The sequence below is a fragment of the Cupriavidus sp. SIMBA_020 genome, from assembly GCF_046535395.1.
In the GTDB taxonomy this organism is placed as follows: Bacteria; Pseudomonadota; Gammaproteobacteria; order Burkholderiales; family Burkholderiaceae; genus Cupriavidus; species Cupriavidus campinensis.
Map to the genome: position 1 here is coordinate 1 of NZ_JAWRWU010001649.1, position 237 is coordinate 237.

The following is a 237-nucleotide window of genomic DNA, read 5'->3' on the forward strand; positions in this document are numbered from 1 at the left end:
CGCACCGCAACGCAACGATGCGGGGGAAGCAACAGGCGCTGGAAGACGATATCTGTATCTGCAAGTGTTCACCGCCGCCGGTTTTCAGTGCGTCGCAAGCAAGCGCCTCTCACAGTTGGGAGGACGAATGGGGGGACATGGGTTATGCAGCAAGCCTGGCCGCGTTACTCGACAGGCAGAGCGCCACACACGACGAACGGTTCAAGCTATGCGATCGCGCCGGAAACCCGCTCGCGG

1 pseudogene is annotated in these 237 nt (G+C 61.6%); it reads left to right on the forward strand.

What is annotated here, in order from left to right:
• Window positions 1–237, forward strand: a pseudogene (locus tag SB751_RS35195) (hypothetical protein); the annotation flags it as partial.